Source organism: Pseudomonadota bacterium (genome assembly GCA_010028905.1).
In the GTDB taxonomy this organism is placed as follows: domain Bacteria; phylum Vulcanimicrobiota; class Xenobia; order RGZZ01; family RGZZ01; genus RGZZ01.
In genome coordinates this window covers 14,184-39,777 of record RGZZ01000006.1, presented here as the reverse complement: position 1 = coordinate 39,777, position 25,594 = coordinate 14,184, and the positions used below count along the sequence as shown (strand labels likewise).

Below are 25,594 nucleotides of genomic sequence, written 5' to 3'. Positions count from 1 at the left end.
GCGATCTTCCAGCGCTCCATCTGCTGCTTCTGGTTGTCCGCCTGGATCTGGGTATAGATGGTCTGGGCGTTCTGGAAGTCGTTGTTCACCAGCTGCATCTGCGCGGCGGCATTCGACTGACCGCCGCCTCCCATCGCCCCCATCGCGAGTCCCCCGAGCAGATTGCCCGCAATTGCAGGAAGAGCCATTTCCGTGTACCTCCTACGCGTGTTTTCCCTTGCCCACAGGGTCTCACGATCGAGTGAAGCCACGGTAAAATGACTGTCGAGAACGATGTCCGTGAGGTGAACATCTCCGCTCGCCCCACGAAGCGCGGGAAGCCAGCCCCGCCTGCCCTTCTACGCCGACAACGCGCAAGCCGCACGGCGCCTCTTCGTGTTGAGGTGCAGATCGGCCAGAACGACAACGGGCTGGCCCGCGCAGCCAGCCCAGAACGAAAAACAGCAGGCGTGCTGCCTGCTGTTTCACACGTGACGCTCGAGAGCGACTACGCGCGGATGTACTCGTCCCACTTCTTGTAGGCCTTGTCCTGGGTCTGGGCCTTGTTCGCGGTCACATCCTGCTGGATTTCGAAGATCTTGGTCTGGGTGTCCTGGGCGATCTTCCAGCGCTCCATCTGCTGCTTCTGGTTGTCAGCCTGGATCTGGGTGTAGATGGTCTGGGCGTTCTGGAAGTCGTTGTTCTGGAGCTGGGCCATCGCCGCGCCGTTCTGCATTCCGCCACCAATCATCTTGGTACGCCTCCTCAGATGTTTTGTTCTTGAGCCTATTATCACACGGGGGGGAGACAAAGTAAAGGGCGGTTTGTTGCGGTCTTGTAAACGAAACGTTTCCAACTTGTAAACGCGATCGGGCGGCCCTCCCCGGATTCAGCATCTGCGCCACGCCGTCTCCTCGCTCCCCGCAGGGAAGCCCTGGAGGCACAAAGAAAACTGGCCCCACGGCGCGTCCGCGCGCGCTTCTCTCTCGGGTAGCGCAGCACCGCCGCCCAGCCTTGGACGGGAGCCCTCGACCATGTTCACGGCAGCCGCATCCTTGCCCGCGCTCGATCCCTTCGAGCAGCTCACCATCGACGCCTACTACCGATTCATCGATCCGATGAGCGCCCTCTACCTCGAGGTTCTCACCGATGACTTCGTCGAGTACGAAGCCGAAGGCACGAAGATACGCAACCGCCACGGCCGTGAGTTCATCGATGGCACCACCATCGGAGGCGTGTTCGGCCTCGGCCATCGCAATCCGCGCGTGGTGGCGGCGGTGAAGGCGCAGCTCGACCGCCTCCCGCTCTCCCCGAAGTTCGGGTTCAACCCCACGCAGGCGCAGCTGGCCGAGCTGCTGGCCGGGATCACGCCCGGGAACCTGAACCATTCCTTCGTCACCGCAAGTGGCACCGAGGCCATCGAGGTGGCCATGAAGCTTGCCCGACTGACCACGCAGCGCCCCCAGATCATCAGCACACAGAACTCGTTCCACGGCATGTCCATCGGCTGCTCCTCCGTGTCCGGCGTGCCCTACTGGCGCGAGGGGTTCTTTCCCCTGCTCGATGGCTGCACGCTTGTTCCGTTTGGTGACATCGAGGCCGTCGAGAAGAGCCTGGGCCCCACCACGGCGGCCGTGCTCGTCGAGGTCGTGCAGTCGGCCAGCGGTTGCACCGTTCTCCCCCCCGGCTACCTGACCCGTCTGCGCGAGCTCTGCACGCAGCACGGTGCGCTCCTGATCGTCGATGAGATCCAGACCGGTTTCGGGCGCACAGGCAAGATGTTTGCCGTCGAGCATGAAGGGGTCGTGCCCGACATGATCTGCCTCGGCAAGTTCATGGGAGGCGGCGTTCTCGCCGCGGGGGCTTGCGTCTACGGCCCCGCGGTGCAGCAGGCCTCCATGGCGAAACCCGCCTACAACAACTCGACCTGGAGCGGAAACCCGCTCGTCTGTGCGGCCGCCATTGCCGCCATCCACGCCGTCATCGAAGAGAACCTCGTCGAGCAGAGCGCGAGGCTCGGCAGGTATCTCCAAGAGGGGCTCGAGGCGCTGCAGCGCAAGCATCCGATGGTCGTCGAGATCAAGGGGCTCGGATTGATGCGCACGTTCGTCCTCGCAGACGGTCGGCAGGGCCTGCCACTGGTGCGCTACCTGGCCAAGGAGGAGCATCTGCTGCTGCTCGCCCCGATCCACGCCCCCACCCTGGTGCGCGTGAGCCCCCCCCAGATCGTCGACGAAGCCTTCCTCGACGACATGCTCGCCCGAATCGATCGCGGCCTTGCAGCGGTGGGCGCCCTCAGCTCAGACGAGCTCGATCAGTTCGTCACCGATCTCAACGCGGCCGTGCAGGAGAAGCTGAGCGCGCGCTACGGCAAGCGATAGGCGCTGCACATCCGAGCCGCGCAACGATCTGTCCCCTGAGGCGTACCTGGGCTGGGCGGCGGATCAGGCCGTGACCATGCCCACCGGATTGACGTTCACGCGCGGCGCGATCTCGTTCCACGACAGCACGACAAGGTTCGGGAACGAACGGTCGGTGAGCTTCTTGATCGATGGCCTGATCTGCGGCGCGCACAGCACGATGGGCTGCAGACCACGGTCTTGAAGCTTCTGCACCTCCTGGCCCAGCGCTTGCAGAATCGCCTGGCCGATGCTCGGGTCGAGGGCGAGAATCGATCCCATGTCGGTTCGCTGAATCGACTGCCCCACCATCTGCTCGATCTGGGGATCGAGGGTGATCACGTTGATCACGCCCTCGTTGTTCATGTACTCCTTGCAGATGGAGCGTGACAGCTGCACGCGCACGCACTCGGTGAGAACCTCGGAGTCCTTTGTCATGTGCACGTTGTCGGCAATCGTCTCGAGAATCGTCACCAGGTCGCGAATCGATACCCGCTCGCGCACCAGGTTCTGCAGAATCTTCTGAACCTCGCCCACGCTCACCTGATCCGGGATGAGCTCCTTCACCACGGCGGGGTGTGTCTTCTTCACCGTCTCGATGAGGGCATTGACCTCCTGACGGCCCAGCAGATCTGCCGCGTGGGTTCGCACCACCTCGGTGAGCTGCGTTGCCACGACACTCACCGGATCGAAGATCATGCAGCCCAGGCGCTCGGCCTCGCCCCGTTGCTCAGGCGAGATCCACACGCCCGGCATGCCGTAGGTGGGATCGAGGGTCTTGGTTCCGCGCAGGCCCTTGAGCTTGTCTTCGGGACCGATGGCGAGGAACTGGTTCACCATGACCTCGCCCGTGGCCACTTCCACGTCCTTGATCTTGATGCTGTAGGCGTTCGGCTTCAGCTGCAGGTTGTCGCGGAAGCGCACCCCCGGCACCACGATGCCCATCTCGAGGGCGATGTGGCGGCGAATCGACGTGACGCGCTCGAGCAGCTTGGCCCCCTGATTGGGATCGACCAGCGACAGCAGGCCGCGACCCACCTCGAGGGAGATGGGGTCGATCTGCATGATCTGCACGACGCTGACCGGGTTCTTCGTCTGCTCCTGCTTCTGCTGCTCTTCCTTCTTTGTCTCCTGGACGGCCACCTCGACCGACTTCTGATCGAGCTTGCCGGCAACCACCCAGAACACGCCTCCCAGGGTGTAGAACACCCACCACAGCTGGTGGCCGAACAATCCGAAGATGTCGAAGGTACCGAGCAGTCCCATGAAACCAGCGGCGACCTTCAGCGCGGTGGGTTGCGCCGCAACCTGCTTCACCACGTCCTCGCCGAGGTTGGCTTCAGAGGCGGCACGGGTGACGACCATACCCATCGAGGTCGACATCAGGAACGCGGGCAGCGTTGTCACGAGACCGTTTCCGATGGAGAGGATGGCGTAGTTCTTGAATGCGTCTGAGGCGCTCAAGCCGTGATAGAGAAGCCCGACCAGCACGCCTCCTAGAAGGTTCACGATCATGATGACGATGGCGGCCATCGCGTCGCCTTTGACGAACTTGCCGGCACCGTCCATGGCGCCGTAGAAGTCAGCCTCTCGCTCGATCTCCTTGCGCCGCTTCTTCGCGCCCTCGGCGTCGAGGAGGCCGGAGTGGAGGTCGGCGTCGATGGCCATCTGCTTGCCGGGCATGGCGTCGAGGGTGAATCGAGCCGCGACCTGCGCGATACGCTCGGCACCGCTCGTGATCACCATGAACTGGATGATGATCAAGATGAGGAACATGATGAGGCCGATGACGATGTTGCCCGCCACGACGATCTGGGCGAACGCGGGAATCACATGACCGGCCCATAGCGGCATGGGCTTGGTCCCGTCTGTGGGCACCGACCACGAATCCGGAGAGTGCGGATCGCCGGCCAGGATCATACGCGTGGCCGACACGTCAAGCGCCAGTCGGAAGAGGGTCGCCACGAGCAGCATGGTCGGGAAGACCGCGAACTCGAGCGGGTTGGTGATGTAGATCGAGATGAGGATCGTGATCACCGAGGTGGCGATGTTCATCGTCAGGAGGATGTCGAGGAACGTCGGTGGCAGCGGCACGATCAGCATGAGGATGATGCCGATGACCACCACGGCGACCCCGATGTCTGCAGCTTTGAACTTCATGCGACGTGCATCTCCCTGGACGTTCGGACTTCACCCACCCGCTGGCCTTGAAGCCTGCTGGCGCAGACCCTCAGCGCTTCGCCCCCGTGGACTGCGCCGCGCGCTTGCGACGCATCTGACGCTTTCGCTTCAGCTTGAAGACGTAGGCAAGCACCTCGGCCACGCCCTTGTAGAGGTCGGGAGGGATCTCCTGACCCACCTCGCAGGCCGAGAACAGCGCCCGAGCCAGCTCGACGTTCTCGAGCACCGGCACGTCGTTGTCCTCGGCGATGACCTTGATCTGGGCCGCAATGAGGTTCTCGCCCTTGGCCACGACCTTGGGGGCGCCATCAAGCCCCTGCTCGTACCGCAGCGCAACGGCCAGGTGGGTCGGGTTGGTCACCACCGCGTTGGCCCCCGCCGTGCCCTCCATCATGCGCCCTTGTGACGCCTGGCGCATGAGCTGGCGCAGCTTGCCCTTCACCTGAGGGTTTCCTTCGGTGTCCTTGTACTCGTCCTTGAGCTCTTGCATCGACATCTTCATCTGCTTCATGTACTGCTTCTTCTGAAAGATGTAGTCGACTGCCGCAATGACGATGCTGCCCACAATCACCTTCTTGATGATTTCAATGCAGATGCTGCGCGTGGTCGTGACCGTGTAACCGATGTCTTGCTCGATGAGGTTTACGAGTGATGGAAGCGACTCTCTGACGACCTTGTAGACAATCCATCCGATCAAGCCGAGCTTGGCCAGCTGCTTGGCCAGCTCCATCAGAGACTTGGCGGAGAAGATGCGCTTGAACCCCTCGATGGGGTTGATCTTCGAGAGCTTTGGCTGAATCGACTCTGTTGAGAACAGGAACTGGATCTGCGCCACATTTGCGATCACCGCCATGACGAAGGCGAGAGCGAGGAGCGGCCCCAGGATCTTGAGGAAGGCAAACGTCCACCACGCGAAATCGAGCTTCAGGTCTCGCCCAGCGAAATCGCTGTTCTCAATGATGTTCGTCCAGCGAGCCCGCGTGAAGTTGATGACCTCACCGAACATCCAGCCGCCGGCCGTCATGAGCACGCCTGCGGTGGCAAGCAGCATGCAGGTGCTCACGATCTCCTGGCTCTTGAAGACCTGGCCCTTCTTGCGGGCCTCCTGCAGCTTGTGCTCTGTTGGTTCTTCGGTCTTGTCGCTGTCTTCACCGCTCATGTCGTCTTCCTCCTCTCTCTACCAGATCGCGAACCCACTCGTGTGGGGAACGAGAAACCGGATGTTCTGCCACATCCAGTGGATGTTGTCATCAAAGAGCTGCGCCAGGCGCTCACGCAGCAGCAGCAACATCGATGAGAGCAGGGTCATGCCGATCATGATGTTGAGCGGGAAGCTCAGCATGAACACGTTCATCTGAGGCGCCACACGGGCCAGCAGTCCAAGCGCCACCTGCGTGATGAAGAGCGAGGCCACGACGGGTGAGGCGATCTGAAGCCCCAGGGAGAAGATCAGCCCCGTCTTGAGAATGAGATCTTCGAGCATGTAGTAGCTGAAGTTGATGCCGTCGAGCGGAATGACCTGATACGAGAACTTCATGGCCTCGAGCGCCTTGTAGTGACCGTTCATGAGCAGATACAAGACCATGGCGAGATAGAAGGCCCAGCGTCGGATCATGTTCACGGAACCGTGGCTTGCGGGGTCGAAGCTGGCCGCCACCGAGAGGCCCATCTGCACATCGAGCAGCTCGGCGCCGAACTGCACAGCCGCCATGATGAGGTACGACATGTAGCCGATCACCAGCCCCACCGTGAACTGCGCGGCGATGAAATAGGCCAACGGCGTGAAGTCGCCTCCCGCCAGATGCTCTCCCAGGGTCTCGAGCCCTTTGGGAACGGGCACGTGCGGGAACAGCACCACCGAGATCATGGCGGCGGTCGCCGCGAGAACCGGCTTGGGGATGTGCGCGGAACCCCAGATGGGCGCCTGCACGAAGAAGCCGACCATGCGAACGAAGATCAGCAGCCAGACCGCCCATATGGTGTAGAACTCTGGGCTGTTGTTCACCCGCGCGACTCCTATTTCACAACCAGGTTGGGAATGAGACTGAAGATGCGTACCGCGAACCCGCCGAGCATGCCGCCGATCCAGGTGCTGCAGAGGATGAGCGAGAGAAACGTGATGACGATCTTGGGCACGAACGAGAGGGTCTGCTCCTGAACCTGCGTGGTGGCCTGCAGGATGCTGATCACGAGGCCCACCAGAAGCGCCGAGATGAGCATGGGAGAAGAGAGCAGCAGGATGAGGTAGAGCGCCTCGCTGCAGATGCCGAGGATGAAGCCGTCATCGAAGGTGATCTTGGCCAGGAACAGCACTGCTTTCCTCCGTCAGTAGACCGGCTGCTTGAAGCTCTTCACGAGCCCCTCGAGAATGATCTCCCACCCATTGATCATGACGAACAGCAAGAGCTTGAACGGCAATGAGATGGTCATGGGAGAGAGCATGAACATGCCCATCGACATGAGCACAGAAGCCACCACCATGTCGATGACGAGAAATGGGATGTAGAGAAGGAAGCCGATGGCAAACGCGGTCTTGATCTCGCTCACGATGTACGACGGGAGCATGATGTGGATGGGCACGTCTGCCGGCTTCTCGATGGCGGGGAACTCCTTCTCCTTGAGATTGCTCAAGCGGAAGAAGAGCACGATGTCTGTCTTTCGGGTGTTGGCGAACATGAAGTCCTTGAGCGGGCTTGACGCCCGATCGATGAACTCCGCCTGCTTGATCTTGTTCGAGAAGTAGGGTTGCAGCGCCGTCTCGTTGATGCGCTTGCCCACGGGCGACATGATGTAGAGCGTCATGAACAGGCTGAGCGCCATGAGCACCTGGGTCGGCGGCACCTGCTGCGTGCCCATCGCGGTGCGCAGGAACGACAGCACGATGCTGATGCGGATGAACGACGTGGTCATGACGAGGATGTAGGGCGCCAGCGACAGCACGGTCATCAGCATCAAGATCTGAAGCGGCGTCGCAAGGCCGCCTCCGCCTTTGCCACCCTCCTCGATCTTGATGGTGGGAAGGGTCAGCTCGGGGGCGTTCTGCGCCAGCGCAACCCCCGCAAGCGCCAGGAAGAAGAGCGCGCAGAGAACCACGGCTCGTCGGTAGGGTCGCATCGAACCTGCTGCACCGCTCACTCCGCGTCATCTCCCTTCCCGGACTGCGCTCCGCGACGGCCGAACAGCGCGGCGAGATCGACGATGTTGTCACGCGGGGGCTCGCTCGACACAGGTACCTCGGAGACGAGTCGAACGCCAGGGTCTATGCCCCCTGCGAGGGTCGGCACCTCCAGGTCTTCTGGAGAGAGCTCGGCCAGGGTGGTGATGGTCTGCTCGGTCATGCCCAGGAGCAGGACCTTGCCCGGAACACGCACGGTAATCAACGCCCTCTGGGGACCGAGGAAGTGCCGGTCGATCACCTGTATGGTTCGCTTCGAGCCCTGCCCGAAGCCTCCGAATCCGACCCGCCCGTACAGCACCCGGAGAATGAGCCAGATGGCTCCGCACATGAGGACCAGCCAGATCATCGTGGTGGCGATCTGACGACCCCAGTTGATCTCCTCGCCATGCCGCCACTCACGCGGCCCCTCGGCATAGGGAATGCCACCGACGGGATCGCTCACCGTTCCCCGGCGGGCTTCACTCGAAGCGGCCGGGTTCGGCGTCGCGTCGTGCGGCAGCGGCTCGCCAGACGTATGTGTGGCGGGCGCAGACACAGCGGCTTCAGCCGACGGCAATGGCGATGGCGAAGCCGTGGCCACGCCGGTGCCCAGGAACAGCAGCAGCACTGCCGTCCACACGCACATTCGTGCCCTGCCCCGGTCCACGATGCTCAGCAGCCCGTTGATGACGCGATCGCCTGCCTTCTCTGGCCGAGTGCGTGTCTTGCTGACAGCGACGTCAGCGAGACACGATTTCAATGATGCGCACGCCGTAGTTGCCGTCGATCTCGACCACATCGCCACGCGCAATCAGCTTGTTGTTCACCAGGATGTCAACCGGCTCGCCGGCCTCCTTGTCGAGCTCGATGATGGAGCCGACATTGAGCTTCAAGATATCCTTCACGAGCTTGCGTGACTTGCCCAACTGCGCCTGGACCTCGAGGGGAACGTCACGCAGCAGGTCGATGGACGACGGCGCCCCCCCCGACTCACTGGCTTCGATCATGTCGAACCGCACGCCCTTGGCGACCGGCTCGTCGTGATGGCCGAACAGGCTCTCATTCCTCAAACTCTTCGTCTCCTTCCGTTAGAACGCGCACGAGCTTGGTTGCCAGCTTGCCGTCCCGGGTCGTGCCGGGGTGCCCGAGGAACTTCGTTCGATCGTTCACGCGTATTCGCAGCGGCTCACCGATTGCAGTGTTGAGCTTGATGGTGTCTCCGACCTCGAGGCCCAGCAGATCCTGGAACATGACCTCCGCGCGACCGATCTCGACTGAGATGGGCACCTTGGCCGATTCCAGGTTCTTGGTGACGATGGGCGGCAGGCCGCCAGGGGCCGCAGCGGTCTGCCGCGACATGAGGAACTCATCGAAGCTGGCCTTCGGAACGATGCTCTTGAGGTGCTTGAAGGGCAGGCAGATCTCGATGGTGCCCTCGCTCTGGGCGATGACCGCGTGGAACGTGACCACCACCATGGTCTCGCTGGGCGGCACGATGTGCACCGCCAGGGGGTTGAGCTCCATCGCCCCGAACACGGGCCGCACCGAGACCACGTCGCGCCACGCCTCGCCGTACGCCTCGAGAAGACGAGCCACGGGTCGCTGCAGCACCGCCCGCTCGAGATCGGTGAAGTAGCGATACTCGTCGAACTTCACACCGCGCCCCCCCATGAGCCGATCGATGAGCCCGAAGGCCAGCTCGTACTCGAGGCTCAGGAGGCCTTGCGTGTCTGCATCGACCTTGAACACGACCAGCATGGTCGGGTCAGGCAGGGAGTTCAGGTACTTCTGATAGGGCTGCGGCTTGATGGGCTGCAGGTCGAGGTCGACGCGTGTCTGGAGGAGCGGCGCGAGCACGGTGATGGCGTGCTCGGCAAACGACGAGTAGATGCGCTCCAGGAACTTGGTCTGGTCCTGCGAGAACTTCTCGGTCTGCTTGAAATCGTAGCGGTCCGCCATGGCGTACCGCCTCGTCGCCGAGTGCTCGCGCGTCAGACGCATGACCTGATCAAAGGAGCCGCCGGAATCGTCGCGCAAAAGGGAGCCTCCGATCTGCGATGGAAGTGCGTGCAGGGCCACGCATCATGAGGAGATTGCACGAGCAGGGGCAGAATTCCCCTTCGCTGTGCAGATCTGCCAGCAACGCATCGCCCGCCGCCCGCTACCCGAGATACGCGCGCACAAGACACAAAAAGCGAAAGGGAGGCCGCGGGACGGATCCCGTCAACCTCCCCTTGCATCGCGGAACGCCTAGCGGATGAGGCCCAGAGCAGACTCGGTGAGCTTGTCCATCGCGCGGAAGGCGGCGAAGTTGGCTTCGTAGTTCTGCTTGGCCATGCCGATTGCGGCTGCCTGCTGTGCAAAGTCGACGTTCGACATCTCGAGGCTGCCCGTGGCAATCTTTCCGAGAGCGCCCTGGCCGGACACCCCCAGCGCCACCTTGCCCGAGTTCTTGGACTCGACAAAGGTGGTGTTGCCGCTCTTCTGCAGGCCACCCGCATTGGCGAACGATGCAAGGGCGACCTGAGCGATGGGAACCTTCTGGGTCACCGTCTGGTTGGTGGCCGGGTTGGTCTCGGTGACCTCACCGAACAGCGTGCCGTTCTCATCGAAGCTCACGCTGTTGTACTTGCCCATGTAGAGGCCGTTCTGGGGGTCGATGGCGCACTTGAGGGGCTTGGCCTCACCTGACTGGTTGCCGTTGGCGTCGAGCTCGAAGCCCATCACCTTCTTGCCGTCGCCCATCTGCAGGCTGCCGTCCTGGCCCCACTGGAACTGGCCATCGCGGGTGTAGTGCGTCTGACGGCCGTCAGTCACCGCGAAGAACCCCTGGCCGTTGATGGCCATGTGCGTGGGGTTCTTGTCTTCATAGATCTGACCCTGGGTGAAGATGATGCCGTTGGTCTTGGCCTTTGCACCACGTCCGGCCATCTGCTGACCCAGCACGTCGGTGAACGACACCGACTCGGCCTTGTAGCCAGGGGTGAACTGGTTCTGCATGTTGTTGAAGTACGTGTTGAGCATCTGCTGGTTCTGCATGATGCCGTTGACCTGGTAGTTGAAATCGAACATTCGGCCGTCCTCCAGGATTTTCTACGCTCTGCTGCACTCGTAGTGTATCAGGGCGTGATTGCGAAGCCTTTAACGCGATGTTAACACTTTGTTAACGAGGTTTACTCTTTGGCAACCTGCACCCCCTAGACGAGAGGTGCCGACGTCGTGAGGGGGAGCACCTCGGCGATGTCGAGGCCTTCCCCCCCACGTCTATGTGACGCTCTCGACCAGGGTGGCCGTGACCTTCTGCAGGTTCAGACCCTTGCGGGTGAACGTGTCGCGGAGACCCTCCCAGCCCTCTTCGATGAACTGACGAACCTCGCGCGAGGTCGTCTCGAACGACGCCTCGAGCTTGCCGTTCTCGCTCGAGAGCTTGACGCGCATCTCCCCCAGGTACTCCGGGTTCAGCTTGAGCGTCAGCTCGGTGCGCCGTCCCACATTCTGGATCTCCATGCGCTCGATGATCTGGGCAATGACCTTCTCCCGCTCTTCCTTGCGACTCGAGGTCTCGGTGCTCTGGGGGCGCTGGCTCTCAGAGACCAGGTCGAACCGAGGCTGGGGAGACGTCTCCTCGGTGCGGGCACTCTCCGTGCCACGCGCCTCGGCTGTCTTGCGCTCCTTCTCCGCCTGCTCAGGGCGGGAATCGTCGGTCTTCACGCCGAGCATCGCGCCTTCCGGCGCCTTCTCGTCGTGACGCTGCTTCTTGACGAGCTCGTCGAGGAAGGCCGTCACCTGGGCCTTGTTCGTGGTCTGCGCAAGCTGCGCCAGCTGGGTGAGGTTGAGGTTCTTCAGATCGAGACCGCGCTCACCCAGCATCTTCTTGAACTCGCTTGCGTCGATCGCCTCATTCGAGAACTCACCGACCTTGAAGGCCTGCTTCTCTGAGAGGGAGAGGGCATCCGGGTTCTGCAGCACGATGTTGTAGATGTAGTTCGCCATCGACATCTCACCGGGCTTGCCGTTGAGGCGAGCCTTGAGACGCTCTTCGAGCTCGACCTGATCCTTGCTCTTCTCGCGCCCCTTCTCTGTCGGCTTGTCGCTCGCGATGGTCTCGCGGCTCTTCTCAGCGGCCTCGTCGGTCTTGCCGGTCTTCTTCTCGAGAACCTTCGAGAACGAGTCGCCCTCCGTGTTCGCGGCCTGCTTGCGCGCGCCGCTCTCGGGCTTGTTGCTGCTGATCAGAGAGATCAGGTTCGGATGTTCCGTCATCTTGTCCATCGCCCTCTACCTCCTTTCAATCTCCTCGACTCATTGAACCGCAGACGGCGGGCACGCTTCCGTGTCCGCCATCACGGAAGAACTCATTTCGGGGTCTTCATGCCCTCGTAGTTGCTCATGATGCGAGCCACGTAGTTCTGGGTCTCGGCGAACGGGGGAACGCCACCGTACTTCTGGACGTTCCCCGCCCCTGCGTTGTAGGCGGCGAGCGCAAGACGGGTGTCGCCGTTGAAGCGCTCGAGCAGCCCCTTCAGGTAACGTGTGCCCCCCATGATGTTCTCGCGGGCATCGTAGGCGTTCGACACGCCCAGGCTGCGCGCCGTCTCTGGCATCAGCTGCATGAGGCCCTGCGCCCCGCAGCTCGAGGTCGCGCTGGGGTTGAACGCCGACTCCTGCTGGATCACGGCGCGCACCAGCAGCGGATCGACGCCCCACTTCTCGGCGGCTTCCTTGATGTGGTCATCGAACTGCGTGGCGGCGGGGGCGCCCGTTGTGGAAGGAGGAATCGGAGAAGGGGTTCCCGCGCCCGGCAGCATTCCCGCCATTCCCGTCAGCCCCATGGGCGTCATGCCGGGCAGCATCTGCTGCATCCCCGCCGCGGCAGACGGGGCGCCGGGCATGCCTTGCGCCCCCATCACGCCGCCCATGACGGCCTGGAACGACGCCTGACCAGACATTGCCGCCGAGGTGGGCGCCGCCACCTGCTGGCTGCTGATCATGGTCTGGATCTCGTGCATGCGCGTCTCGATGGCTGTGATTCGGTCGAGAATTCCCATGGTCTGTCTCCCTGCCTTTCCACACGCTTTCGCGTTCCGATGGGGCTGATCGGGCCCCGCTCCTATTCTTCGTTGCCGTACCCTTCACGGGCATATTTCAGGGTGGCAAGCTCGTCGAGGACCTTGGCCTCTTCCTCCTCGACCTCGCGCAGCCACTCTTGGTGCTGGTTCTCCTTGAGTGTCTCGAGCGTCTTCTTCTCTTTGACGGCGGCCAGAAGAGCGTCTCGTTGCTCCTCGATGCGACGGGCGATCTCGATGAGCTTCTGCTTCTGTGCCTCGATCTCACCCGCCACCTTCTTCAGATAATACGAGATGCGCTTGAGCTCGTCTACCTCGATCCACTGACCCGTGGCCTGCTTCTCCTTGAGATAGGCGCGCGTCGATTGCTCGGTCGCCACCAGCTGGGCAAGGATCTGCTCTTCCTGTTTCTGCCAGGCGATGAGGTCACCGAGCTTCTTCTTCTCTTCATCCTCCTTCTTGATCTTGAGCTCGAGTACGGTCTGCAGCCGAAAGACAAAGCGCTTGGCTGGCATCAGCGCGCCATGAGGGCTTTCATCATCTCGAGAGTCTGGTCCATCGGCGTCGGCTCGTCCTTGCGCTGGCTCAGGAAGCCCACGACCTCCTTGAACATGCGCTTGGCGTAGTCGACATCCGGATCGCTGCCGTCCTTGTAGGCGCCGATCTTGATGAGGTCCTCGTTCTTCTGATAGGTGTCGAGCACCTTGCGCAGCTTGCCTGCGGCATCTTGATGATCGCGCTTTGTGATCTCCGGGAAGAGACGCGAGATGCTCTGCAGCACATCAACCGCGGGATAGCGGTTCTGATGGGCGATCTTGCGTGCCAGGACGATGTGGCCATCGAGGATGCCACGCACCGTGTCGGCAATGATCTCGTTCATGTCGTCACCCTCGACCAGCACGGTGTACAGCGCCGTGATGGTGCCCGTGGGCGATGTGCCGGGGCGCTCGAGGAGCTTGGGGAAGAGCGCGAACACCGAAGGGGTGTACCCCTTCGTGGCTGGCGGCTCTCCCACCGCCAGCCCCACCTCGCGCTGCGCCATGGCGAATCGCGTGGCCGAGTCCATCATGAGGAACACGTCCTTGCCCTGATCGCGGAAGAACTCCGCCACCGCGGTTCCCACATAAGCGCCCATGCGACGCACCAGCGCTGGCTTGTCAGAGGTCGCCACGACACAGACCGAGCGCTTGAGGCCTTCCTCTCCCAGATCGAGCTCGATGAAATCGCGCAGCTCGCGGTTGCGCTCTCCGATGAGCGTGAGCACGTTGACGTCTGCGTCTGTGTTGCGGGCAATCATGCCGAGCAACGTCGACTTTCCCACACCTGAACCGGCAAAGATTCCCACGCGCTGGCCGCGACCCAGGGTGAGCAGACCATCGAGAACACGCACCCCGGTCTGGAGCGGCTTCGTGATTCGCGGCCGCAGGAACGGGTTCACCACCTCGTTGTGGACGGAGTACATCGCGTCCGGATCGATGGGACCCTTGCCGTCGATGGGGTTTCCCAGGCCATCGAGCACGCGCCCCAGGAGTGCGTGCCCCACGGCAACCATCAGCGGCCCGCCCGTGGCTCGCACCTCGCAGCCCGGGCCGATTCCTCGCACCTCGCCGAGAGGCATGAGCACAACGCGATTGCCCTTGAACCCCACCACCTCGGCTTCAATCGGGGGATCATCGCTGTCTTTCGGATAGATGTAGCAGAGCTCAGCCATCTTGCAGGTCGGGCCTTCTGACTCGATGGCCAGACCCACCACGTTGGTGACCTTGCCGTGCATCTTCACCGTGGTGGCGTTCGCCACGGCGCGCACCCACGGCGCCATGCTCTCGAGGTCGAGGGGACCGAGATCACTGATCATGCGGAGCGCCCTCCTCGACCTGGGTCTGCCCCAGCTCCGCGGGGGCCACGGGCGCGCTCCACTGGACAGGCGCCTGCTGCGCCTCCTGTGGCCACCCCGCAGACGGATCGACCTGCGCGGGAGACATCACAGCCGGATCGTAGGTCTGCGCCTGCCAATCGCCCTCTCCCCCGTAGGCGGGCGCCTGCTCGTACACGACCTGATCCGGCTCGACGGCGCCCTCCCAGTGCTGCGCCTCATCCACCATCGACGCCGGGTCGAACTCCGGCAGGGGAGGGAGGGGCGGAAGCTGCGCCTGCTCCGCCAGGTGCGGCGGCAGTCCGAGCTGCATCGCCTGCTCACGGGCGGCGATGGCGGCGCGCTCCCACTCCTCCTGCATGCGCTTCTCGACTTCCATGACCGCCACGTGAAGCGCCTGAAGCTGGGTGCTGATGCGCGCGTCGACATTTCCCAGATTGGTCTCGATGATGACGCCACCTCGGTCTACCTTCGGATCGCCATTGATCTCGAACGTCTTCGGTCCCTCGAGGATCTTCTGGAACATGTCGCGGCGGGCGCGAACCACGTCGAGATCTTCAGGGTTCACGCGCACCGTGACGTGCTCGCGGTCCTTGACCTTCTCGAGGGCAAACGAGACCTGGTTCTTGATGATCTCAGGATTCACGGTGACCGCGGTCTGCGTCACGCGTTCGGCGATCTGGAGCGCGAGATGGGCCACCGCCCCCTCGGAGCTTCGCAGCACCTTCTCACGCGCGTACACCACATCGCCCAGCATCTGCCGGATCTGGAGGATGAGCTCGACCATCTCACTGGTGCTCGCCTCGTAGCCCTTCTGCTGACCGAGAACGTAGCCCTCACGCTCTGCCTGCTCGAGGGCGTTCTGACAGTGGATCTTCGACTCCTCGAGCAGCTTGCGGGCGTCGAGCTGCGCCTGGCGCATGATGGCCTCCGCGCGACGCTTCGCCTCCTCGATGATCTGCTGATCAACAGGGGGACCCATCGACGGCGGAGGCACATGCCCCCCCTCTGATGGATCTGAGAACGCCGGAATCGGAGCAGGCGCGGGGCGATCTCCCGTGGGGATGACGACGCGATCAGTTTCGTCAACGGGACCTGGAGCGTGTGCCTGGGGCGCCTCATCAGCCTCGGTGTGACTGTAGGTTCCGCGCTTCACGAGGGAGGAGCGGCGGGCGGTGGGAAGGGGCTCGGGGGCCGACAGCGGCGCCCCCTTGCTCTTGATCAAGGCAGATTCGCGCCCCTGCGGCGCCGCGGGAGCGAGTCGAGGTTCTTCCTCGGAGGCGTGCTCGCCTCGTTTCCCTTTGATGATCACGCGCCGTTTCCACCTTCACAGCCGCTCCCGAAGGGGCGGCCGAAACGTTTCCGCCCGTGCGGACCCCACTGAACGGGCGGAATCGCCCAGACTCACTTGAACTTGATCTTGCCGAGCGCCACCAGGCCACGCAGGATGTTTCGGATCTGCTGCTGGGCCGCCTTGATCTCTTCCCAGGAGGGTTGAGGCAGAACCTCCACGTCTCCTCGGAGCGCCCGAGCGGTCTCCGGCGGCATGCTGCGATAGATGCGCTCCGCGAGATCCTTGTTGGCCCCCTTCAGCGCGTGGCACAGATCACGCGTGTCAGTGAGGCGCAGCACCTGCAGCAACGAGAAATCGTCGACGTTGTTCAGGTCTTCGAAGTCGCAGAGCTTGGTCTTGAGGTCTCCCGCCAGGTGCGGGTTCTTCACGGTGAGCCCGCTGATGATCTTGTCTTCAGTGCTGCGATCGGCCTTGCTGAGGATCTCGAACAGCACTTCCTTGCCGTCAGCGCTGCTGTAGTCACCCTCAACGATGGAGAAGAGGCGTTGCTCGAGCACCTTCTCGACCTCGTTCAAGACCTCGGGCACCACGCGTCCGGTCTCCGCCACACGCCGGGCAACCTCGGCCTGGAGGTTGGGCGAGAGCTCTGCAAGCAACGAAGAGGCCTGGCCGCGATCGAGATGGCTCAGCACCAGCGCAATGGTCTGCGGATGCTCCTTGCGGAGGATCTTGAAGAGCTGCTGGATGTCTACCCGTCGCAGAAAGTCGAGAGGCCGCCGCCCCCCGGACGAGCCAGACGGGGAAGAAGGGCCAGGGGTGGGCTTGGGGAAGCCGAACGGGTCACCTGAGGCGACGGTCGTTCCCCCACGAATGGCTCCGCCCAGGGCGGAGCCATCGGTGGTCTGCAGGAACTCGTCGATGACCTGCTGCTTCACATCAGCGGGGACATTGAGGGAGTTCGACTCCAGAAGGATCTTCTGCCCTTCCGGCCCGAGCTCCATCAATATCTGATGGGAGACCTCCGGCGGCAGGGACTTTATGAGGATAGCTGTCTTCTGCCGCGCTGTAAGATTCCCGCTACTGATGGGAGCTCACCCTACCTCTCTCTGTCAGAAAGCCACGTGCTCTTCAGCAGTTCGGCGACCTTCGTGGGCTTTTCCTTCGCAAGCTTCTCGAGCTGCTCGGTGTTGTTCACGCGGGTCGACTGTGTGGTCGCAGTGTTGCGGCCGATCTTGTCAGAGAGGAGGTCAGAGATGTCAGAGGTGGTCGCCCCTGGACCCATCGTCATCACCAGACCCTGACGGTCAGCCTGGACACGGCGCTGCTTCAGGAGGAAGATGGTCAGCACGCTCAGCAGCACGGTGGTGGGGACGAGCATCGCCAGCACCATCAGCGTCTTGTTCGACCCGCTGTCGCGACGGCTCACCGCAACGGGCTCCGGCCCCATGCTGATCTCGCCCGCGACCGGGTTCTCGTGGGTGAAGGCCCAGTCGATGACGTCGACCTTGTCGCCACGCTCAGGCTTCATACCGATGGCGCCCGCCACGACCTGCGCCAGCTTCTGCTTCTGCTCGGTGTCGTGCTTGCCATCGACCGCAACACTGGCCGTGAGACGGCTGACCACGTTGGGCGCGAGGATAGCGGTCTTGACGACCTTGTTCGACTCGACCTTCTGCTCGTACTTCACCTTCACGTAGTTGGTGTTGCTGTTCGGATCATTGCTGCTGGCCGCCATGCCGGTCTGCTGCACCGCACCCCCGCTGGAGGCGGCAGACTTCTTCTGCCCCTTCTCCTTGTCGGGATTGTTGGTGTAGCGCTCCTCGTCTTTCTTGACGACGGAGACGACCTGGCCGTTGCCGCTGGGATCGCCCACCTGGGTGGTCTCGATCTTGGTCTGGTTGAAATCGATCTCCGCATCGACCGCCACGGTGTACTTGTCGGAGCCCATCATCTGGTTCAGGGCGGAGCGGATCTTGTTTGCGTACTCTTTCTCGTAGGCCTTCTTGATGGCGAGGTGCTCATCAGAGAAGACCTCGTCGTCGCTGCTCGCAGTGGCGGACGGGTCGGTCGTGCCGTAGCTGGCGATCTTGCCACCGTCGTTCCAGACGCGGGCATTGGTATCGGTCACCTTCACGTTGTCGGGCTGAAGACCCGGCACAGAGCTGGCAACGAGATTGATGATCGACTGGATCTGGCCCTTCTTGGGAAGCTGGCCCACCTTGAGCTTCAGCAGCACGGTCGCCTTGGCGGGGCGCTGCGTGAGGCTGTCGTCGTCAGACTGCACGAGGTTCACGCGCGCGTCGGCCACGAAATCGACCTGGCGAAGCTCGTCGATGAGCGTTGCCTCGAGGTCACGCGAGGCCTGCTGGCGCTTCTCGAACTCGGTCTTCGGCGTCATGCCACCTGCCTCCGGAGCCGCCTGCAGCGTCCAGTGGGGGAGACCGTAGTTGATCAGGACGCCCACGATGCGCGACTGCTCGCTGGGCGCGACCATGATCTTGCCCGCCTCATTCTTATAGGGGATGCCGAGCTGGTCGAGCTTGGCGGAGATCTCCTGCACATCGCCGGGCGTCAGGTTTCGCTGATACAGCGCGACGGGCTTGTTGGCCGACGAGAGATAGACGTAACCGCCGATGCCGAGTATGAGCACGGCCACGATTCCGCCTGCAAGCACCTTCAGCTTGGTGCTCATGCCGTTCCAGGCCGCCAGCACCTTGGACAGGCCACCTCCGCCGCCGGCGGGTCCCTTACCCGTGGGCAGCGGGGCCGATGCACCGGTTCGGATCCCGGTCTGAATCCCTGTGGCCATTGGTCGACACCTCTCTCGTCAGTCTTTGAATCCACACAGTCCCTCGGCGCCCTCCCCTCGAGGGAGCAGCCGCCGCCAACAAACATGTCCGCTCAGGCTCGAGAAGCGCTCGTCTCTCTATCACGCGCCTCTCGCAGACCGCCCGTCTCCGTCAGATCTGCATCTGGAACAGCGTCGTCGCTGCGGAAGAGAGCTTGGAGGTGATCTGCGTCACCAGATGCAGCATCACTTCCGACTTGGCGCCAGCGATGGTCATCTCGTGGGTGTTGGTGAGCTTGCCCGTCACCAGCGCCTTCGTGTACTCTCCCGCTTTGTTCTGGGAGTCGTTGGCATTCTGGAGGAAGCTCATGAAGAGGTTCGGGAACGACTCCTTCTTCTCGCCTTCATCGAGCTTGAAGGCCTTGGCGCCGTTGACCGCGCTCAGATCAGCCTTCGACGATACGCCTGGGGTGATGGGGGCAAAGGGTGAAACCGACATCTGGGTACCTCCTCGCTTCGATGGGGGGGATGAATCCTACTGCTCAGCCTAACGGCCCGCGCTGATCTCGAGACCTTTCATCGCGATGCCCTTCGCAGACTCCACCGCGGTCGCCGACGCCTCGTAGGCGCGACTGGCAGCGATGAGGTCGGTCATCTCGTTGATGATGTTCACGTTGGGCATGGCCACGTAGCCCTTCCACTTGCCCTCTTTCTGGGCATTCGGGTTGGTCGGGTCGTACACGTAGCGGAAGTCTGACTGATCTTGCTGAACCGCCGACACCTGAACGCCCTGGCCGCGGAACTTGGGGCCGTCATCATCGTCGTCGAGCCCCACCGGCAGCGCGAACGGCTTGCCACCCGTGTCGGTGGCGCTTGTGATGCTGGCCACCTGGCGGCGGTACGGGGTGCCTGCCACCGTGTTCTGGGTGTTCGCATTCGCGATGTTCTGGGAGATGACATCCATCCGGAACCGCTCGGCGCTCATGGCGCTTGAGGCGGTATCCATGCTGCTGAAGAAGTTCATTGCCACGCTTCCTCCATCCCTCTGTCACGAGCCCTGGCACCGTCGCCAGTCACAGCTCGCCCTGCCTGAGACTAACGACCGCTGTTGTCGACGACGTACTTGAGTGCGCCCAGGTACCCCGAGATCTTCTGGGTGAGGGCATTGTAGAGAATCTGGTTCTTGCCGAGGTTCACAGACTCGCGGCTGATGTCGACACGGCCGGTCTTGGTCTCGACCTCAGGCTCTACACTGGCCAGCTGGACGGCGCTGGGGAAGCCGCCGCTGTTCGGATCGTCGTCGGATGCCTGCTGGCACGCCTCTTGCAGGCGCTCTTCGAACGCAACCGCCTGCGGACGATATCCATCGGTGTTGAGATTGGCGATGTTGTTGGCGATGACTTGCTGGCGGAGTGCCGCCGCGTCGAGCGCCTTCTCGAGCATGCCGGTTCCGAAATATGAGCCGAACGCGTCCATCGAGTCCCTCCGAGTGTGAGGAATGTGGCAATCGTGCCACTGGATCTTGCCGCCATCATAAAAGACCGGTGTTACGAACTTCTTGCCGATTTGTTGCACGCATGTTAACATTGCCGTCCGGTCTGTGAACAATGTAAACTTTTTCGCGCTGCTGGCTTCCGGAGTATAACACGCCTCGAAGGCGATGCATAGGGCTCGGCGACCCTTCCCGCTCTCCGGGCTTTACTTTGCCGGCCGGCGCGTGATATAACTCACAGCAGCAAGGAGGTACTGTCCGCCGAATGGATCCCATCGATCCGCTGAAAGCGTCTGGGCTTCAAGGCCTTCCCGCCACTGATGAGGTGCGGCTCCAGGTCAACAAGAAGATCAAGGAAGCCCGCATGGAGTCGGTTGACGGCGGAAGCCCGATGAGCGACGTCTCCGAGTTCAGCGCGGAGGCGGCACGGCTCTCCAAGCCCCAGTTCGAGGCCTTCCTCGAGGCCGCACGCGACGAGATCGCAAACATGGACCGCAACTCCGAGACCTTTCTCGATGACGCCACTCAGAAGCTTGTCTCGTCTGCATTCGAGAAGAAGTTCGGGGGCCGGATCAAGGACGACCCCGGGTACCCTCAGATGGAGGCCCGGCTGAAGCGCGTCATCCTGAACGACCCAGAAGCCCGAGGCATGATCGAAGACTTCATCTCCCTCATCGACCTCGAGGCCCAGCAGCGCGCCGTCTAGGTCGGCCTGAGCGCGCGACGCGCTTGCCGCTCACCCGCGAGACGCCACCTCGGCCACCACGCGCCGCGCGGGGTCGAGATAGGTCTGCGCTACCCGCAGCACGTCAGCCGACTGCACCGCCTCGACGCGCGCCGCATAGTCATCGACGAAGCGCCATCCCAGGCCCATGATCTCGTAGAACGCAAGACGCGAGGCCTGAGCGCTGTTGCGCTGCAGGGCGATCTCATGGAGACCCAGCATGTAGCGCCGCGTGCGCTCCATCTCCTCGTCTCCCACAGCCTCCTCACGCAGCCGGACAACCTGTTCCTCGAGCGCGGCTCGCGCCCGGGCACGTCGATCCTCGCTGGTTCCGAGGTACAGCTTGAAGGCCCCCGCCTGCGCACGGGCATCGAAGGTGCTGTTGACCACGTAGCCAAGGCCTTGCTTGTCGCGCAGCTCGAGGAAGAGGCGAGACCCCATCCCGCTGAGAACGTGGTCGAGAACATCGAACGCGGCAAAGTCGGCATGGCCGCAGGCGGGGCCACGAAACCCGAGAGCCACGGCCGACTGGCGCTTCTCCCGGGTCTCGAGAACCTCGCGCGGCGCGTGAATCGACCCGAGACCCTCAACAGGGGAGACGAGCCCCTCTCCCTTGGGAAGCCCCCCGAGGGCCGCGGCCACGAGGTCACGCGCGCGAGCGGCCTCCACATCGCCCACAATCGCAATCGACATCATGTCAGCGCGATAGAACCGGTGATGCCACGCGCGCAGATCTTCTGCCGTGAGACCGCGCAGCGAATCGATGTCCCCCGAGACGGGGAAACGGTACGAGTGGCCCTGGAAGAGCTCGCGCTCACACAGCTCGAGGCAGAGCGACAGGCTGTCGTCGCGCCGCTTCTCGATGTCACTGATGAGAACGCTTCGCTCCTGCTCGAGGTGCGCTTCCGGAAGCGCGGGTCGCGTCAAGCAGTCGGCGAACACCTCGAGCGCGGCCGGCAGATGCTTCGAGAGCACGTTCAGCGTGGCGCCGAAGACGTCCTTGCCCGTGAACGGCGCCATGGTCGCCCCCACGAACTCGAGGGCGTCTGCGATGTCCTCGTTGCTGCGCGTGGCCGTTCCCTTCATGAGCATGCGCTGCATGAGCGTGGTGATTCCCTGACGCCCCTCGACCTCGGCCATCGCGCCCCCCCGCAGATAGAGCGCCACAGATACGATGGGGACCGAATGGTTCTCCTTGACGATGATGGTCGTTCCACCCGTCGTGCGGGAAATCTCTACGGGAGGGGCTTCGCGGCGTGTCCGGCTCATGCCAGGCTCCGCGGAGAGACAGCGCCCCTCGGCCGATAGGTGACGAGGTTGCAGCGCTGCGGCGTGAGATAGGTGCGGGCGGCACGCACCACATCATCAGCCGTGACGCGATACAGGCGCTCGACGTACTGCTCGGCGAGGCGATAGTCGCCCAGCATCTCGTGATAGCCGAGCTGACGCCCCTGCCCTTCTACCGTCTCCTGGGAGAAGACATGCCCGGCCTCGACCGCATTGCGCGCCTTCACCAGCTCGTGCTCTTGCACGCCCTCTTGAGACAGTCGATCGATTTCCTGCTGCACTGCCTCGAATGCGTCATCGACGCGATCCGGGGGCAGCGTCGCGTCGATGACAAAGAGCCCAGGGTGGCTCCCCGCAAAGAGACTCGCGCTCACGCCCGTGACCATGCCGTCACGCTCGCGAAGACGACGGTAGAGACGAGACGAGCGTCCCTCTCCCAGGATGGAGGAGAGGATGTCGCACGCGTGCGCATCATCGTGGAACACGCTCGGCGTGTGAAACCCCATCTGCAGATGGGCGGTGGTGATATCACCCTCGAGATGGCAGCCGCGTGCCGTCACCTGCACAGGTTCGGGCGCGAGTCCGTCACGCATCACCTCGCCAGGCTGGAGATGTCCGAGCTGCGCCTCGATCTCGGCAATGACCCGGGCCGCCTCGATGTCGCCCACGACGGCCACGCAGAGATTGTTGGGACGATAGAAGCGACGGTAGTGGGCCTCGAGCTGCTCGGCGGTCATGGCCTGCACGACGCTCTCGAACCCGATGACCGGGCGCCCATACCGATGGGTCTGGAACGCCGTGGCCATGAGCTTCTGATAGAGATAGGAGTCGGGCTTGTCCTCGTACATCTTGAGCTCTTCCACGATGACCTGCGCCTCTCGGGCGATCTCGTCCGGATCGAGCAGCGGGTTCAAGATGGCGTCAACCTCGATGTCGAGCGCTGTGGAGAAGCAGCGAGACGGCGACACGATCCAGTAGCAGGTGCAGTCGTACGATGTGAAGCCGTTGAGGTAGCCGCCGATGGAATGGACCTCTTGCGCGATGCGTCCGACGGGGCGCCTCGGCGTGCCCTTGAACAACATGTGCTCGAGGAAGTGGGAGATGCCAGCATTGGCGTCGACCTCGTCGAGAGAGCCCACGCGAGACCATATCGAGAGACCTACCACCGAGGCGGGATAGACCTCCTTCACGAGAATGGTGAGCCCGTTCGGGAGCACGTGCCGCTGCACGTCAGAGGCGAGGAAATCGAAATCGTGCGCCTCATCTGAGGCGCCTCTGGCACTGAGCGGGAAGGCAGACCCCGGTCTGTGGGACATGCTGACGGTTCCTCTTCGCTTGAATGGACCGCTGGGCACGCTGCCCGATTCGGCGCGCGCTCGGCGTTGCGGGCTTCGTGCGCCCGCGACCGCGTTCCTGTGGACGCGGAGGACTTTGGGGTATCCATTCGAAGTCTCCAGGCGAGATGAGCTTCGAGCTGGCCCCTGGCACACTCCTGAACAACCGTTACCAGATCAAGAAGGTGATCTCGTTCAGCAACGCTGGAGGGGTCTACCTCGCCCGCGACCTCAAGGTGACCGACCGCACGTGGGTCGTGAAGGAGCTCATTCCCTCTCCTGAACTCGATGAGACCACGCTGGCGAACCGCCGGGGGCGCTTCCTCGAAGCCGTCGAGTCGGCGATGCAGTTCGAGCACACCAACCTTCCCCGCATACTCGAGACCTTCAACGAGGCGCGTCGCGAGTATGTGGTGATGGAACACGTCGACGGGGTCTCTCTCCAGGTCTTGAGCGACATGAGCGTGAACCCGCTGGGCGAGTCCCAGGTCCTGCCCTGGGGCCTGCAGATCTGCGACGCCCTCGCGTACCTGCACAACCGTCCGCGCCCCTTCATCTTCGACGCGCTCGACCCGTCGCACGTGATTCTCACGCCCGACGAGAGAATCAAGCTCGTGAACTTCGGACTCGACCGGTTCTTTCGCGCCGAAGATCCCGGCAACGTCTTCGCCGACGATCCGGCTGACGTGCGTCGCGAGTTCCGCCGCTTCGCCGATACGTTGTGCGTTCTGCTGACGAAGCAGCACCCCAGCCACGACGTCCTGCCGGCAGCGACAGCCCTCAGCCCGGCAACCGCTGCGCTGCTCAACCAGCTGCTGCAGGGCACGGCTGACAAGACCCACAGCAGCTTCGACGAGATCCGTGTGGCGCTCGATCAGGCCCTGCATCCCCTTCCCGAAGCCCCCAAGACCACCGAATCGAAGAGAAGCGCCGCCACGGTCATCATGCCCGTCGCCAGGGAAGCGCCCCCCATGGGCGAGACGGTGAAGGCGTGGGCGCTGCGCTTTGCCTCTCAGCCCCTGAAGTACGTGGTGGGCGAGGGGGTCGCGCTGATGGTCGTGCTCATCGCGGCCTACTGGGTGACGCACCCCGGCATCACCTACAAGAAGAGCGGTGCTGTCGCCTATCTCGCACAAGGCAACCATCAGCTCATCGCCACGCGGGTGGCCGATCGAAAGATCGCCGACAGCCAGACGCTCACCGCCAACATCGGCGATCTTGCCACGCACATGGGATGGCTCTACGTGTCTGACGCAGGCTCCAACCGCATCCTGCGCTTCGCGACGGAGACCGATCTCCCACCCGAGAAGTTCCCCGTGATCAGCGTCGACATGAGTCCGACGCGCATGATCGTCGATGAGAGACACGGGCTCCTCTACACGCTTCACGAGAGCACACGCAACGTCTCTCGCGTGAACGTCAATCTAGACCCACCACAGATGCAGGGCATCGTCTCTGTGGGAAACCAGCCGCACGATCTGGCCGTCTCGTCGAACGGCGCGCTGCTGTTCGTCTCGAACGGCAAGGACCAGACCGTATCGTTCGTCGACCCGGACACGAGCAAGACGAGCGCGGTGGTGACCGTTCCAGGCACCCCCTGGGGCCTTGCGGTCGCCCCGACGCGCGAAGGCGCCGATCAGCTCTGGGTGTGCCTCCAGCAGCCCGACGCCCTTGCGGTCATCGACACCGACACCCACGAGGTGAAGCAGACCATCACCGACCTCGGCGGCGGAAGCCAGCCGGTGGCGGCGGTGCTCTCTGCCGATGGCGGAAAGCTGTATGTCGCCATGGCCGCCAGTCGCGGCGTCTTCGTGTTCGACACCGCGAAGGGGGCGTTGATCAAGCAGATCAGCACGGGCTCGCTCCCGTCGCGCCTCTTGACCACCGCGGCAAGAGACGAGCTGTGGGTGATCTGCACGGGAACGCCCGGAGGCGTGACCATCATCGACACGGCCTCGAGCAGCGTCCGCGATCAGATCCCGCTGAGCGGCCTGAGCGGCGCGGCCGTCATCGCCCGCTGATC

26 protein-coding genes are annotated in these 25,594 nt (G+C 63.0%); 3 read left to right on the top strand and 23 right to left on the bottom strand.

Annotation, left to right across the window (positions count from 1 at the left end):
• Together EB084_01135 and EB084_01130 are read right to left on the bottom strand one after the other, a co-directional pair.
• A partial coding sequence (locus EB084_01135) for a hypothetical protein (GenBank protein NDD26860.1) occupies positions 1–188 on the bottom strand: 188 nt, incomplete at its 3' end.
• Positions 189–487: 299 nt separating this feature from the next.
• Positions 488–715: a hypothetical protein gene (locus EB084_01130; protein NDD26859.1), complete on the bottom strand. Its 228-nt coding sequence runs from the start codon at positions 713–715 to the stop codon at positions 488–490.
• A gap of 298 nt (positions 716–1,013) precedes the next feature.
• Between EB084_01130 and EB084_01125 the strand changes: the two genes are divergently transcribed.
• Entirely contained in the window at positions 1,014–2,360 is a 1,347-nt protein-coding gene (locus EB084_01125) for an aspartate aminotransferase family protein (GenBank protein NDD26858.1), read from the top strand.
• Positions 2,361–2,423: 63 nt separating this feature from the next.
• Here the strand turns inward: EB084_01125 and flhA are convergent, their stop codons facing one another.
• The 19 genes from flhA to flgB form a co-directional block, all read right to left on the bottom strand.
• Positions 2,424–4,538: a flagellar biosynthesis protein FlhA gene (gene flhA / locus EB084_01120; protein NDD26857.1), complete on the bottom strand. Its 2,115-nt coding sequence runs from the start codon at positions 4,536–4,538 to the stop codon at positions 2,424–2,426.
• Positions 4,539–4,608: 70 nt separating this feature from the next.
• Entirely contained in the window at positions 4,609–5,718 is a 1,110-nt protein-coding gene (gene flhB / locus EB084_01115) for a flagellar biosynthesis protein FlhB (GenBank protein NDD26856.1), read from the bottom strand.
• An 18-nt stretch (positions 5,719–5,736) separates the two neighbouring features.
• Complete coding sequence (locus EB084_01110) at positions 5,737–6,564, bottom strand: type III secretion protein (protein ID NDD26855.1); 828 nt, start codon at positions 6,562–6,564, stop codon at positions 5,737–5,739.
• Between the two features lie 11 nt (positions 6,565–6,575).
• Positions 6,576–6,854, bottom strand: coding sequence for a flagellar biosynthetic protein FliQ (gene fliQ, locus EB084_01105; protein NDD26854.1), 279 nt, complete (start codon positions 6,852–6,854; stop codon positions 6,576–6,578).
• Between the two features lie 30 nt (positions 6,855–6,884).
• Positions 6,885–7,673 (bottom strand): flagellar biosynthetic protein FliP, encoded by a 789-nt coding sequence (gene fliP / locus EB084_01100; protein ID NDD26853.1) that lies wholly within the window; start codon positions 7,671–7,673, stop codon positions 6,885–6,887.
• Positions 7,674–7,690: 17 nt separating this feature from the next.
• Positions 7,691–8,362 carry a hypothetical protein gene (locus tag EB084_01095; GenBank protein ID NDD26852.1) on the bottom strand — a complete coding sequence of 224 codons (672 nt, stop codon included), beginning with the start codon at positions 8,360–8,362 and terminating at the stop codon, positions 7,691–7,693.
• A gap of 94 nt (positions 8,363–8,456) precedes the next feature.
• Entirely contained in the window at positions 8,457–8,723 is a 267-nt protein-coding gene (gene fliN, locus EB084_01090; protein ID NDD26851.1) for a flagellar motor switch protein FliN, read from the bottom strand.
• Between the two features lie 52 nt (positions 8,724–8,775).
• Entirely contained in the window at positions 8,776–9,753 is a 978-nt protein-coding gene (fliM, locus tag EB084_01085; GenBank protein NDD26850.1) for a flagellar motor switch protein FliM, read from the bottom strand.
• Between the two features lie 213 nt (positions 9,754–9,966).
• Positions 9,967–10,788 (bottom strand): flagellar hook basal-body protein, encoded by an 822-nt coding sequence (locus EB084_01080; protein NDD26849.1) that lies wholly within the window; start codon positions 10,786–10,788, stop codon positions 9,967–9,969.
• Between the two features lie 192 nt (positions 10,789–10,980).
• Positions 10,981–11,985: a flagellar hook-length control protein FliK gene (locus EB084_01075; protein NDD26848.1), complete on the bottom strand. Its 1,005-nt coding sequence runs from the start codon at positions 11,983–11,985 to the stop codon at positions 10,981–10,983.
• 83 nt (positions 11,986–12,068) lie between these two features.
• Positions 12,069–12,722, bottom strand: coding sequence for a lytic transglycosylase domain-containing protein (locus tag EB084_01070; protein ID NDD26847.1), 654 nt, complete (start codon positions 12,720–12,722; stop codon positions 12,069–12,071).
• Positions 12,723–12,823: 101 nt separating this feature from the next.
• Positions 12,824–13,294, bottom strand: a complete 471-nt coding sequence (gene fliJ / locus EB084_01065; protein ID NDD26846.1) for a flagellar export protein FliJ — start codon at positions 13,292–13,294, stop codon at positions 12,824–12,826.
• Entirely contained in the window at positions 13,294–14,598 is a 1,305-nt protein-coding gene (locus EB084_01060) for a FliI/YscN family ATPase (GenBank protein NDD26845.1), read from the bottom strand. The genes fliJ and EB084_01060 overlap by 1 nt, the downstream gene beginning before the upstream one ends.
• Positions 14,599–14,623: 25 nt before the next feature.
• Positions 14,624–15,964, bottom strand: coding sequence for a hypothetical protein (locus EB084_01055; GenBank protein ID NDD26844.1), 1,341 nt, complete (start codon positions 15,962–15,964; stop codon positions 14,624–14,626).
• A gap of 92 nt (positions 15,965–16,056) precedes the next feature.
• Positions 16,057–16,950 (bottom strand): hypothetical protein, encoded by an 894-nt coding sequence (locus tag EB084_01050; GenBank protein ID NDD26843.1) that lies wholly within the window; start codon positions 16,948–16,950, stop codon positions 16,057–16,059.
• 92 nt (positions 16,951–17,042) lie between these two features.
• Positions 17,043–18,755 carry a hypothetical protein gene (locus EB084_01045; protein ID NDD26842.1) on the bottom strand — a complete coding sequence of 571 codons (1,713 nt, stop codon included), beginning with the start codon at positions 18,753–18,755 and terminating at the stop codon, positions 17,043–17,045.
• 151 nt (positions 18,756–18,906) lie between these two features.
• Positions 18,907–19,233, bottom strand: coding sequence for a hypothetical protein (locus tag EB084_01040; GenBank protein NDD26841.1), 327 nt, complete (start codon positions 19,231–19,233; stop codon positions 18,907–18,909).
• Between the two features lie 48 nt (positions 19,234–19,281).
• Entirely contained in the window at positions 19,282–19,758 is a 477-nt protein-coding gene (gene flgC / locus EB084_01035) for a flagellar basal body rod protein FlgC (GenBank protein ID NDD26840.1), read from the bottom strand.
• Between the two features lie 71 nt (positions 19,759–19,829).
• A complete protein-coding gene (gene flgB, locus EB084_01030; GenBank protein NDD26839.1) occupies positions 19,830–20,321 on the bottom strand; it encodes a flagellar basal body rod protein FlgB in 492 nt (163 codons plus the stop codon).
• A 170-nt stretch (positions 20,322–20,491) separates the two neighbouring features.
• Here flgB and EB084_01025 point away from each other — a divergent pair, with 170 nt between their 5' ends.
• Complete coding sequence (locus tag EB084_01025; protein NDD26838.1) at positions 20,492–20,932, top strand: hypothetical protein; 441 nt, start codon at positions 20,492–20,494, stop codon at positions 20,930–20,932.
• A gap of 30 nt (positions 20,933–20,962) precedes the next feature.
• On the opposite strand, the gene EB084_01020 is transcribed toward EB084_01025, so the two are convergent.
• A complete protein-coding gene (locus tag EB084_01020) occupies positions 20,963–22,219 on the bottom strand; it encodes an insulinase family protein (GenBank protein ID NDD26837.1) in 1,257 nt (418 codons plus the stop codon).
• Positions 22,216–23,553, bottom strand: coding sequence for an insulinase family protein (locus EB084_01015; protein ID NDD26836.1), 1,338 nt, complete (start codon positions 23,551–23,553; stop codon positions 22,216–22,218). The genes EB084_01020 and EB084_01015 overlap by 4 nt, the downstream gene beginning before the upstream one ends.
• 23 nt (positions 23,554–23,576) lie before the next feature.
• On the opposite strand from EB084_01015, the gene EB084_01010 reads away from it, so the two are divergent.
• Entirely contained in the window at positions 23,577–25,592 is a 2,016-nt protein-coding gene (locus EB084_01010; GenBank protein NDD26835.1) for a hypothetical protein, read from the top strand.
• Positions 25,593–25,594: the final 2 nt, after the last annotated feature.